This is a genomic window from Neorhizobium sp. JUb45 (assembly GCF_004343585.1).
GTDB lineage: Bacteria > Pseudomonadota > Alphaproteobacteria > Rhizobiales > Rhizobiaceae > Neorhizobium.
Genome location: NZ_SLYW01000001.1, coordinates 1 through 11012, shown reverse-complemented (window position 1 = coordinate 11012; position 11012 = coordinate 1). Strand labels below are relative to the sequence as shown.

The 11012-nt window shown below is 59.1% G+C and carries 12 protein-coding genes; 2 read left to right on the top strand and 10 right to left on the bottom strand.

From position 1 onward, the window contains the following. Nucleotides 1-71: 71 nt before the first annotated feature. On the bottom strand, nucleotides 72-530 hold the full coding sequence (locus tag EDF70_RS00065) for a MarR family transcriptional regulator (protein ID WP_132271228.1): 459 nt from the start codon (nucleotides 528-530) through the stop codon (nucleotides 72-74). A 136-nt stretch (nucleotides 531-666) separates the two neighbouring features. Here EDF70_RS00065 and EDF70_RS00060 point away from each other — a divergent pair, with 136 nt between their 5' ends. Further along, the gene (locus tag EDF70_RS00060; protein ID WP_132271227.1) at nucleotides 667-1098 is read left to right on the top strand and encodes an organic hydroperoxide resistance protein; all 432 of its coding nucleotides are present in this window, start codon (nucleotides 667-669) and stop codon (nucleotides 1096-1098) included. A 157-nt stretch (nucleotides 1099-1255) separates the two neighbouring features. Here EDF70_RS00060 and EDF70_RS00055 read toward each other — a convergent pair whose 3' ends face one another. The 9 genes from EDF70_RS00055 to EDF70_RS00015 form a co-directional block, all read right to left on the bottom strand. Beyond that, nucleotides 1256-2584: an O-antigen ligase gene (locus tag EDF70_RS00055; RefSeq protein ID WP_132271226.1), complete on the bottom strand. Its 1329-nt coding sequence runs from the start codon at nucleotides 2582-2584 to the stop codon at nucleotides 1256-1258. An 82-nt stretch (nucleotides 2585-2666) separates the two neighbouring features. Then, complete coding sequence (locus EDF70_RS00050; RefSeq protein WP_132271225.1) at nucleotides 2667-4142, bottom strand: GumC family protein; 1476 nt, start codon at nucleotides 4140-4142, stop codon at nucleotides 2667-2669. Nucleotides 4143-4573: 431 nt separating this feature from the next. Next, complete coding sequence (locus tag EDF70_RS00045) at nucleotides 4574-5245, bottom strand: DUF4405 domain-containing protein (RefSeq protein WP_132271224.1); 672 nt, start codon at nucleotides 5243-5245, stop codon at nucleotides 4574-4576. Continuing rightward, nucleotides 5242-5721 carry a cytochrome P460 family protein gene (locus EDF70_RS00040; protein WP_132271223.1) on the bottom strand — a complete coding sequence of 160 codons (480 nt, stop codon included), beginning with the start codon at nucleotides 5719-5721 and terminating at the stop codon, nucleotides 5242-5244. Before EDF70_RS00040 ends, EDF70_RS00045 begins: the two co-directional genes overlap by 4 nt. Continuing rightward, complete coding sequence (locus EDF70_RS00035; RefSeq protein ID WP_132271222.1) at nucleotides 5708-6199, bottom strand: cupin domain-containing protein; 492 nt, start codon at nucleotides 6197-6199, stop codon at nucleotides 5708-5710. The genes EDF70_RS00040 and EDF70_RS00035 overlap by 14 nt, the downstream gene beginning before the upstream one ends. A 3-nt stretch (nucleotides 6200-6202) precedes the next feature. Then, on the bottom strand, nucleotides 6203-6547 hold the full coding sequence (locus EDF70_RS00030) for a carboxymuconolactone decarboxylase family protein (RefSeq protein ID WP_245519059.1): 345 nt from the start codon (nucleotides 6545-6547) through the stop codon (nucleotides 6203-6205). A 151-nt stretch (nucleotides 6548-6698) separates the two neighbouring features. Further along, a complete protein-coding gene (locus tag EDF70_RS00025; protein WP_132271221.1) occupies nucleotides 6699-7802 on the bottom strand; it encodes an alpha/beta hydrolase in 1104 nt (367 codons plus the stop codon). A gap of 64 nt (nucleotides 7803-7866) precedes the next feature. Further along, on the bottom strand, nucleotides 7867-8943 hold the full coding sequence (locus tag EDF70_RS00020; protein WP_132271220.1) for an alpha/beta fold hydrolase: 1077 nt from the start codon (nucleotides 8941-8943) through the stop codon (nucleotides 7867-7869). A gap of 129 nt (nucleotides 8944-9072) precedes the next feature. After that, a complete protein-coding gene (locus EDF70_RS00015) occupies nucleotides 9073-9966 on the bottom strand; it encodes a LysR family transcriptional regulator (RefSeq protein WP_132271219.1) in 894 nt (297 codons plus the stop codon). A 134-nt stretch (nucleotides 9967-10100) separates the two neighbouring features. Between EDF70_RS00015 and EDF70_RS00010 the strand changes: the two genes are divergently transcribed. Next, entirely contained in the window at nucleotides 10101-10961 is an 861-nt protein-coding gene (locus EDF70_RS00010; RefSeq protein ID WP_245518961.1) for an MFS transporter, read from the top strand. The last annotated feature ends 51 nt before the right edge of the window (nucleotides 10962-11012 follow it).

Here is an 11012-nt window from a genome sequence, read left to right as displayed (position 1 = left end):
GCTTACGATCGCCGGGTTTGCTTTGTCGCGCTGCGACCTGGCGAAACCAACCGAGCTTAAAAATCCGAAACTTACCGTTCTGCGGCATGTGTCAGGTTGGCGGTGAGGCGGTTGATCGTCATCAGCATATCCGCGCCTTCGCTGCGGTCCACCGCCACGGCCTGCGCGATGCACCGCATGACCGCTTCGGACTTCTGTTGCAGAGCAAGCCCCTCGTCGGTCAGAAAGATATCGACACGGCGTTCGTCATCCACACGTCTGACCTTTTTCACCAGCCCCATCGAGGTCAACCGCTTGAGCAATGGCGTTACGGTCCCGGAATCAAGCCCCAGCCGTTCGGATATCTCACCGACCGACAGGCTCCCCTCGTTCCACAACAGGCGCATCGTCAGAAACTGCGGGTAGGTGAGCCCCAGTGGCTCCAAAGCCTGGCGATAGACACGATTAAACGCCTGCTCCGCCTTGTACACGGCAAAACAGAGCATCTGGTCCAGACCGATCGGAGCGGCATTTTCTGCGGGCGTCTTCATGACAAAAAGATAAATCGCGCACAATCGAATTGCAAGTCATTGACATAAGTCGTTTCGCAACTCATATTGCGCACAACACAATTGCTCAAAATAAATAACGACCCAAAACGAGTTCACCCAACCAAGGAGAAGACCTATGTCTGTTGATGCAAAATACAAGACGAGCGCAACGGCCCACGGTGGCGGCCGCGACGGCAAGACGGCGCTTGATGACGGCAGCCTGTCGCTGCAGCTGGTTGTGCCCAAGGAACTCGGTGGTCCGGGCGGTGATGGCGCCAACCCGGAAAAACTCTTTGCGCTCGGTTATTCGGCCTGCTTCCTCGGTGCCCTGCGCGTCGGTGCCCAGCAGCTGAAGACCAAAGTACCGGAAGGTTCGACCGTCGGCGCCACTATCGGCATCGGCCCGCGTTCTGAAGGTGGTTTCGGCATCACCGCAGCCCTCGACGTCTATCTACCGGGTCTGTCGGAAGAAGACGCCCAGAAGCTGGTCGACGTCACGCATGACATTTGCCCCTATTCTAACGCCATCAAGGCCAGCGTCGACGTCGGCTTTACAGTGCGCACCTGAGCCGAAATTTCGCGTCGCCGACACGGCGTGCGAAAACTGCCGGCCCTCTCCCGCCGAGAGGGTCGGCATTTTTATGGGCACTTTTCTGATGAACACCCACACGCAACGGCGCAAACGAGCCTGACAAGGACGACACGGTCCTTGGGCGCGGTCGCCTTCAGCGTTTGATCGGCAATGACTGCGCCCAGGCATGAAGGCAGCCCATCGCAACCAGTACCGTGTACCAGATCGGATTGCTTCGATTGAACAGAATGGCTTCCAGCGATGCGTTCATCATGCCGAAGAGCCACACATTGACCAGAAAACCAGCCAGCGCGGATTCTGTGCCATTGCGAATATAGGGCCGGATGCGATGGATATGCCGCAGCGGCAAGACGACGGTCCAGACCAGCACGAAAAACAACCCGATCAGCCCGACGGACAGGATCACATCGAGAAAGGCGTTATGGGCGTGGTCGAAATTGCCGATCACCGAGGCTGCGACCGCCATGTTATGCGCCATGCCGAGGTCCCAGAAGATCACGTAGCCGTAACCGACCAGCGGTGACTGCCCGATCGCTTCCAGCGCGATCTTCCATGCATCCGTACGGCCGGTGAACGACGGATCCGGCAATATCCCTTCAAAAACCGTCGCCAGATCGGCAGACAGAACCCCACCGAGCGTAAAGAACACGATGGTCACGATCAGGCCGCAGGCCAGCAGCGTGGTCAGGACCATCGATCGCATATGGACGATCAGCAATCCGAAAAACAGCGCGGGGATTGTCAGAAGAGTGGCCGTTTTTCCTTCCGACATGATCAGAAGCACGACGGATGCCAGAACAATTGCAATGCCCCACACACGGCTGTTGGTGCGGGCGACGAGAATGCCGAGAAAGACAAACAGCGCCGCCATCGAGGACAGATCGTTCTTGTGGCCGAAAATGCCGCGCCAGTTTCCGGCCAGGGTCTGCTCGGTCACGTCGCGAACCGCATGAATGGCAAGATCCGGTAAAAACAGCACGCCGAGATAGGATGCGGTGATCAGAATGGTCGCGCACAGGCCAAGCGCATCGATCAACCGCGATGCATCACGAAACAGAAACGGTACGGCATAGGCGACCTGCACCGCAATTGCCGCCAGAACCAGACGGTTCAGGGCGAGTGACGGATTGGCCGATATCAGGCAGGTCAACAGCGCCCAGCCGAACACGGCAACGATGACGGGCGAGCGTGCGACATCGAAAATGCGGCGACCATTTCCGTCAGCCCACAGAAACAGCATGAACAAGCCGGAAATGATCAGTGTCGTGTATTTGCGCAGTTCGTTCGATTGGGTCGTATCCTGAACGGCGCTATAGTCCTGAAGACTTCGGAATGGCTGCATCTGCGTCCAGAATGCCAGCGTTGCAAGGACGCACAGGACAAAACCGAGAACAACGATGGCGTCCGCCTGCGCAAAATTCGCAAGCGGCGACTTCCGTCGGGTCTGGGAATGCTCGATCACGACATGGCCTCAAAAGGAAAAGTGGCGATAACGACGACATGTGACGTCAGATGGGACGATGCTTTCGTCGGACCCTCTCGCCTCAGGAGGCGCGACGCATCGGCCGCTCTTCCATATCCAGCAGAGATGCCGGCGCATCGTTGTCTTCGGCGCGACGTCCACCGCGAACCTGTTGCCGCAAACCGTCATAACCGACACCAAGAGCAAGGCCGAGGCTGCCGCCGAGAGCGACGGAGACCATCAGCAGCAGAGACAGAGAGGGTGGGGATCTCCGGCGAATGGGCGTGGAGGCGCGCGACACGACCTGCGCATTCAGCGTCGTCATCAGGCCCTGTTCACGTGTTTCGCGTGAGCGTGTCAGTGCCTCTTCGTAAACGGCGCGGGCGCTGTCGGCATCACGCTGCAACTGTCGCCACTGAATGCGTGCCGCATCGATCTTCTGGACTTCCGATACCAGCGGATCCATCGATTTTTGCGCCACCGCATATTCGGATCGCGCACGTTCGTAATCGATATCGGCATTCTCGGCGAGACGGACCATTTCCGCATTGATCGACCGCCTGACCGCAGCAAGTCGGGTCGACGCGGTCACGACGCGCGGATGCCGCTGGCCCAATGTCGCCTGAAGAACCGAAAGCTCCGCCTCTGAACGCTCCAGCTCTCCCCTCAACCGCAGGAAATCGGCGGAAGCGGTGGCAACCGGAGACGACAGAAACCTTTCGGGAGAAGACAGCAGTTCGCGCAGCTGGTCGCGCTCCACACGTCTTTTATTGAGGAGATCTTCGGAGGTCGAAACGACGGTATTGTTCTGGTTGAGGCGGCTTTCGGCGAGAAAGATGCCATTGGCGTCGACGATATTGTTGTCGACCTTGAACTTGGCAACCGCGTCCTCGCGCTCCTTCAAGGCAGCCTGCAAGGCAACCAGACGACCTTCGAGTGCGCCGGTCGCGACACTTGCCACTTCCGTCCGGTGCCCGTCGCGTACCTGAAGATATCCGTCGACCACCGCATTGGCAATCTCCGCGGCGCGCGTCGGCGAGTGGCTTCTGGCGTAAACGGAAATCATGTAGGTGCGGTCCTCGCGAACCACATTGACGTTTTTCGACAGACGCTCGATGGCCACCTGCACAGGATCGACATCCGACTGGCCGGATGAACCGAAGGACAGCCGGGATTCTGACGGGCCGCCAAATTCCTCGTCGCCGACCAGACCGAGCTTTTCGACAACAAGCTTCAGAACGGAAGCGGACTGCATGATCCGCACTTGGCTTTCAGCGATCAGGACACCTGAATCACCGCCGGACAGCGCCGGGGTCAGGTCATTTTGCAGAACCTGCAGATTTTGCGGGTCGATGTAGATCTGCGCGCTTGCCTCATAAACCGGCTTGATGAATGGCGTGATCGCAAGGCACAGCACAGCCAGCAGAACGGCACCACCCACGGCCCAGAAACGCGCCGACCAGAACTTTTCGACAAGATCACCGATCGTGATCCGCGGCTTGCGCGGATCTGTCTGCATGTCGTCGCGGGGAAAACTGTTGGCAGATTGAAATATCATGGCCGTTCTCGCGGTAAAATCTTGGGCGCAGGATGTCTGAAACTATGTGTCTGACTGGCAGGACGGCTTGGCCGAGGACTTGTGGCGGGAACTGTAGGGGAAAGTCGTAACCGCGACCTTAAGATCTGACAGCCGAACGGAAAGCCATCCACCGGATTGGCGCGGGGTCAGACGCACCCTTGCGCGTGACGATTTTGGCGAAGCCCCTCCCCTCACACCATCCCCGCCCTTTCATGCTTTTCAGCCCGGAAATGCAAAAAGCTCCTCGGCCTGAAGGCGGAGGAGCTTTGAAGGGGTGACCCTGGGGCCGCAATCTTTCAGCAGTGAACGAGCCATCCGATGCTGACGATGAAGGCCAAAGCGGCTCCCATAGAAATCTGGAATCCTGAAAATGCCATCTTAATCCCTTTCACGAGCGCGCACCCGAGACATCAGTGCACCACCTGTCTGATGAGATTGAGCCCATAGTGCGTCACGACCGCGTATAGACAGACGATCGACCCGTAGTTGACGAAGAATTGAAGCGTGCTCTCGTTAAAATCCCACATGTCGAGCGAGTAGGTCAGCATCAGCTTCGCCCCTAGCGCCATTTCGAATGAGCTTTTCACGCCGCAGGCTGCGATGCCCAGGGCCGACGCCCGAAGAGCCATGGTGCGCAATGGACTCGGCGAAGCGAGACCCAGGGTCGACCGGGCAGTTTTCATGACGACGGTCCAGCGCGTTCCCAGATGGATCGCAATAATGACTAGCGTCCAAGAGCCCGCAAACATATGAATTTCCCGAACCGCGAACGCGCCGTCCAGCGCCATGAACGAGAAGAGATCGCGCGATATCAGCAGGCTCGTCGCCAGCATCACAAGCATCGCGACCGCCAGACAGACGATCGTGAAGATGTTGAAGAGCCGGACGGCGTCGCGCCTGCCTTTTGCGATGTTCCCGTACCATCGTCTGTTGAAGACGTTATGGCCGATCACCAGCGCAAACAGCACTGTGCCGAGAACCTCATGAAACAGGTTGTCGAGCCACCAATAGGCGAGACAGGCGATGATCAGCGCAACAGTCAGAAAATCAAGGAGGAGGCGAACGCGAAATACAGTGGTCATTCGAATTCGAACCGGCGCATTTCGTTGAATGTATACAGGAAATCCCGGTCTGACCGAGACGTATGGCAGCGCTGACAGCGGGCGGTGTTCTCGTCCATGTTGATCGTGCCATCCGGCTTGAACCACTGGAACTGCCAGTCGGCCGTCCGGCGGTTCTCGTCGTAGTCCTGACCCCAGTTTTCGCCCTTCTCCATGATGAAGTAGCGGAAGACCTTGCCGTCGCGATAGTCGACAAGGGCGACATGGGTGCCGTTCGGAATAGGCTGCCCGGCTTTCACCGCCTCGATCGCCTCACGGGTCGTCATGATGTGTTCCGTGACCTCACCACGGTTGACCGTCGTATAGTGGACGAGCTTGTCGATGTCGGGCATCGTCGCCCGTGTCGGCTCGGCATGAACCTGCATGCCGACCATGAGGACGGTGGTGGCGACGAACGCAGCGGCACCGAAGGTTTTGAGGATATTATTCACCGACATCCCCGCGCTTCTGCCCATATTGTTCGTCGCTGACATGCTCCATCCACTCGACGGTCTTGCCGTCCAGGGATTCGGCAATGGCGATATGCGACATGCCGCTGTCGGGGGTGGCACCATGCCAATGCTTGACGCCCGGTGGTATCCAGACGACGTCGCCGGGACCGATCTCCTGCAGCTCGCCTTCCCAGTGCTGGACCAGTCCTGCCCCTTCCGTCACGATCAGCGTCTGACCGAGCGGATGGGTATGCCAGACGGTGCGCGCAGTGGGTTCGAAGGAAACGAGACCTCCGCCGACACGGGCTGGCGCATTCGCCTGGAAGCGGGACTGCACTTTCACGGAACCGGTAAAATATTCCGGTGCGCCGGCGGTCGCCACCTGCGAGGACGCACGCGTTACAGACACCTCACGATCGGGTTCGGCAAAGGCTGTGGTCGCGCCGAACGCCATGGCGGCGGTGATGATGGACTTGGGCGTCATGGCTCAGTTCTCCGCGAACACGTCTTTGGCGATGGCGACGGCCGAAACAGCACTCGGCCAGCCCGAATAGAAGGCCATGTGCGTGATGGTCTCGACGAGCTGCTCCTCGGTCAGGCCATTCGCCTTTGCGCGAACGAGATGCGACCTGAGCTGATCCGGACGATTGAGTGCGATCAGAGCACTGACGGTCACCAGACTGCGGTCACGTTGGGAAAGCTGCGGTCGCTCCCAGACATCGGCGTAAAGAACGTCGTCGGTCAGCTCCGCCAGTTTCGGCGCGATGTCGCCCATCAGTTGCTGCGTCCGGGATTTTGCGGACTCAAGGTTAGATGCGGGTTCCTGTGCCATGGTTGTCTCCAATCCGGATGCAAAGACGATGCCTGCGCCAACAATTCCCGAGATGATTTTCTTCAATGCATTTTCCTCTGTATGTTGTGCCCCTCCGAGGTCTGCCGATCCGGGAGGCCGCGGGCGCCGCTGCGCCCGTCCGAAATGATCGTCAGGCCGAAGCGAGGTGGCGGTCGAAGAACGGCTTCAGCTTCGACAAAGCCGCATCGACATATTCGGGGACCCAGTAGGTCTCGATGTGCTTGGCACCTTCGATCCTGAAGAGTTCCTTGTCCTTGGTGCCGGTGGCCTTCGGGAAAGCGTCCTCGGTCATGTAAAGGGTGTCGGCTTCGCTGCCTGCAATCATCAGCAGCGGCACATCGATCAGCGCGATCTCATCGGTCGCGTCCCAGCGCATCAGGTCCATCAGGCTGCTCGTCGTGTACCGGAAGGTCGAGCCGGGATGGGCATGGGTGCGCCAGTAATATTCATAGCCTTCGCGATAGAGATCGAAGGGCAGTGCCGCGATCTGCGCGTCGGTCAGGTTCGCGTCACCCGAATAGAGCACTTCACCACCGGCCGCTTCCTGAGCACGCGCGGCAGATGCCTGCTGCAGGCGCTGCTGGATCGTGTCCATCTGGCTATCCTGAAAACCGTTGCGACGAACGCGTCCGGAGTTGAACATGCTGAGCGTTGCCAGCGCCTTGAAGCGCTTGTCGGTCTTGGCAACCGCCAGAGAGTAACCGCCGCCGCCGCAGATGCCGAACAGGCCGAGACGCGCGGTATCGACACCAGGGAAGCCGCTGACAAAGTCAGCCATGCCATGGATGTCCTCGATGCGATATTGCGGCTTGTCGGTGCTGCGCGGCGCACCGCCGCTTCCGCCCTGATAGGCGGCATCGGCCGTGATCGTGATAAACCCCTGTTCCGCCAACCGCTGGGCGTAAAGGCCTGTGGTCTGCTCCTTCACACCACCGTTGGGATGCGCGAGCACGATCGTTGGATATTTCTGGGCCGGATCGTAGTTCGCCGGTGTGTAGACATTGGCAACGATGTCGAGGCCATTGAGCTTGTATTTTACCGGATGGATGTTGACCTTGCCCGGTTCATTGCTGGTGATCGCCCCATCATAAACGAGGGTGAAGGGGTTCTGCTTGTAGTCGGCAGCGACGGCTTTCGTCGGCATCGTGGATACTCCTAAAATCGCACCGGAGACGACGAGAGCAGATGCTCCCAGAAATTCACGTCTGTTTGCGTTGATGATATCGGTGGCCATTGTCTGGCTCCTTCTCTGTTCGGGTAACGGCGGTGGAGCTCTTTTTCGCGCCTGCGGCGGTGGATCAGTCGAGCTTCTTGTCGGCGAGGAATTTGGAGATCTGGTCGGCGATCTCGACATTGTTCAGGTCCGACATCAGGAAGTGAGTGCCGCCTTTGATACCGACGTCAGGCAGATGGACGAGCGTCGCATCGCCGCCATGCTTGTTGACCGCTTCTACCCAGAGTCTGGCCATTGCCAGCCGCACACGCCAATTGTCCTGGCCGCGCTCGGTGGTCGGCTCGATCGGGAAATTGTCTCCGTAGTAGATGACGATCGGCAGCTTGGTCAGCTTCTCGAAATCGGCGACGGGCACGGCTTCGCCCTTGAGCGTGCCGGCCGCACTCGGCATGTCGGCCGGAACCTCGCCTTCCGGGAAGATGAAGCCACTGCCGGGCTCAAGCGCCACGATGCCCTTGACGTTGGTGTTTTTGATCGCTGTCAGCCAACCCGGCCCACCTGCCTGCGAATGGGTGAACAGGATACCGGGTCCGGTCTTGTCGAACAGCGCCGACATCGCATCGGAGATCACGTTGGCATCGTAAGGCCCGGTATTCGGAGTGACCGAGCGGAGGAACTGGTCGAGAGCTTCAGGGCTACGGTCGAACTGGACGTTCTGGAAATAGTCGGGCCATTTTCCAAGCCGGAACTGGTCGAAGAAAAGCTGGTCGTAAGGTGTCGGCTCGATCGTGGCAGCCACGGTGGAATTGCCAGCCCGGCCACGTCGCGGCTGATCGACGAGATAGGTGGAGAAGCCCTTGCGAAGGAAGAGGTTCTGGAAACCTTCGCGACCATCCGGTGTCGTCTCCCAGCTTCGCGCCGACTGGAAGGCGCCATGCAGCATGACGATCGGCAGAGGTTTTGGATTTTGGGGGACCTGATAAAAGACATAGGCATGGTCGCCATGCAGTGTCTGGCCTGCAGCGGTCGGCGCATTGTTGTCATAGGTGCCGGGCGTGGCCGATACCCTGCCGCCAACCGCAAAGCTTCCCTGCTCCTGAATTTTCAGGGGCTCCGGCTTTGAAGGCATCTGAGCGTAGGCTGCCCCTGATGTGAGGACCAGCGTGGAAGCCGCAACAGCGGAAAGGGTTTTGGTGAACATGCTCGGAATGCCTGCCTTGCAACATGACGTTGGACAAAGGCTACGCGAGCGTCATTCAGGTGATTAGATACTTATTTCCGATTGAAGGTATTAGCCTGCCTTATCAATCACGTTCCGTTGATTACCCTGTCACCCCCGATACCGCAGCGCGTCCACCACCAGGGCGAAGGCTGGCGAGGCGTGGCGGCGGTTCGGGTAATAGAGGTGATAGCCGGAAAACGGCGCGCACCAATCCTCAAGCACCCGGATCAGTTTTCCCTGCGCGATATCGTCCGCCACGAGATCGTCCGGCATATAGGCAAGGCCGAGACCGCGTCTCGCCGCATCGAGACGCATCGCGATGTTGTTGAACACCATCTGCCCCTCGACCCGCACCTTGAGCTCGTGCCCGTCCTTCTCGAATTCCCATGCAAGGATATTGCCGTAGGTCGGCATCCTGATCTGGATACAGTTATGGTCTGTCAGGTCTTCGGGCACTTCCGGCCAGGGGTGCTGGTGAAAATAGGACGGAGCGCCGACCACGGCCATCCGCATCTCCGGCCCGATCCTGACCGCGATCATGTCCTTGGCAAGTTGCTCCCCCAGACGAACGCCGGCATCGTAACGTTCGGCGACGATATCGGTCAGGCCGTAATCGACGGTGATTTCCACGTTGAGGTCGGGGTTGTCCGGCAGGACCTTGTCGAGTGCGGGCGCCAGAACCGAAATTGCTGCATGTTCGCCAGCCGTGATCCTGACCGTCCCCGCCGGTTTGTCCCGCATCTCGCTGAGCGCCGCAAGCTCGGCCTGAATTTCCTCGAAACGCGGACCTGCCGTCTGGAGAAGACGTTCGCCGGCAACCGTCGGGGATACCCGGCGCGTCGTCCGGGTCAGCAGCCGAAGCCCAAGGCGCTCTTCGAGACCGCGAACCGTCTGGCTAAGCGCGGACTGCGACACACCGAGCTTCACGGCTGCCCGCGTAAAGCTCTCCTCGCGCGCGACAGTGACGAACGCGACCAGATCGTTGAAATTCTCCTGCGCCATTCATTAGGCATCCTTATAGCTTCATCCCGATTACTGCCCCTAATCGACATGGTCGACAAGAGCTATCTTCCGGTCATCACAATGCAGCCTCACCGTGGAGGACGGCCAGGGCCAGCCAAGTCATCAGGATTACAATGCCTCACGAAAACACTGCCACGTCGCCACCGAACAAAGCCGCTATCCTGGCGATCATCCTCATCAGCTACGTGATGATCGTGCTCGACATCTCGGTCGTCCTCACCGGCCTGCCGAAAATCCATACCGAACTCGGTTTCTCCGATGCCGGGCTTGCGTGGGTGCAGAGCGCCTACACATTGACCTTCGGAGGGTTCCTCCTGCTCGGAGCAAGGGCCGGAGACATTCTTGGTCGTCGCCGGATGTTCATCATCGGCATGACGATCTTTACCGTTGCATCCGTTGCCATCGGTGCGTCACAGTCTTCGGCATGGATGCTGTCCTGGCGTGCTGTCCAGGGATTGGGTTCTGCCATCCTCGCGCCCACAACCCTCGCTCTCCTGCAGACCAGTTTTGACGAAGGCGAGGAACGTGTGCGGGCGGTCTCGCTCTACAGTGCGGCGGCGGGCGTATCGGCAACCGTCGGTCTGGTCGTCGGCGGCCTCCTTGCCGACTGGCTCTCATGGCGCATCGGTTTTCTGATCAATCTGCCGATCGGCATCGCCATTGTCATTGCGGCACGCATCTACATTTATGAAACAGACAAACGCCCAGGCACGTTCGACCTGCCCGGCGCAGTAACCTCGACACTGGGCATGGGTGCCTTCGTCTACGGCTTCATCCGGTCCGCGCAGGCAGGCTGGGACACGACGACTTTCGCCACCATTGCCGCAGCCATCATCATGCTTTGTGCGTTTGTGTTGATCGAGCGCCGTGCCAGTCAGCCCATTCTTCCGCTTCGCCTGTTTTCCGACATGGAACGCTCGGGAGCCTATGAGAGGTGGCTCGGTTTGTCTGAACAGCTTCGGGCGTTTCGTTAAGTGGATTTCCGCCTCGATTATGCCGCCACCATCATCGGTGCCAGCGCGTTG

Coding starts and splice junctions, on each gene's coding strand:
- EDF70_RS00030 (WP_245519059.1), bottom strand. CDS start 6,547: ATGGCACAGGAACCCGCATCTAACCTTGAGTCCGCAAAATCCCGGACG.
- EDF70_RS00065 (WP_132271228.1), bottom strand. CDS start 530: ATGAAGACGCCCGCAGAAAATGCCGCTCCGATCGGTCTGGACCAGATG.
- EDF70_RS00060 (WP_132271227.1), top strand. CDS start 667: ATGTCTGTTGATGCAAAATACAAGACGAGCGCAACGGCCCACGGTGGC.
- EDF70_RS00025 (WP_132271221.1), bottom strand. CDS start 7,802: ATGGCCACCGATATCATCAACGCAAACAGACGTGAATTTCTGGGAGCA.
- EDF70_RS00040 (WP_132271223.1), bottom strand. CDS start 5,721: ATGTCGGTGAATAATATCCTCAAAACCTTCGGTGCCGCTGCGTTCGTC.
- EDF70_RS00015 (WP_132271219.1), bottom strand. CDS start 9,966: ATGGCGCAGGAGAATTTCAACGATCTGGTCGCGTTCGTCACTGTCGCG.
- EDF70_RS00045 (WP_132271224.1), bottom strand. CDS start 5,245: ATGACCACTGTATTTCGCGTTCGCCTCCTCCTTGATTTTCTGACTGTT.
- EDF70_RS00035 (WP_132271222.1), bottom strand. CDS start 6,199: ATGACGCCCAAGTCCATCATCACCGCCGCCATGGCGTTCGGCGCGACC.
- EDF70_RS00010 (WP_245518961.1), top strand. CDS start 10,101: ATGCCTCACGAAAACACTGCCACGTCGCCACCGAACAAAGCCGCTATC.
- EDF70_RS00050 (WP_132271225.1), bottom strand. CDS start 4,142: ATGATATTTCAATCTGCCAACAGTTTTCCCCGCGACGACATGCAGACA.
- EDF70_RS00020 (WP_132271220.1), bottom strand. CDS start 8,943: ATGTTCACCAAAACCCTTTCCGCTGTTGCGGCTTCCACGCTGGTCCTC.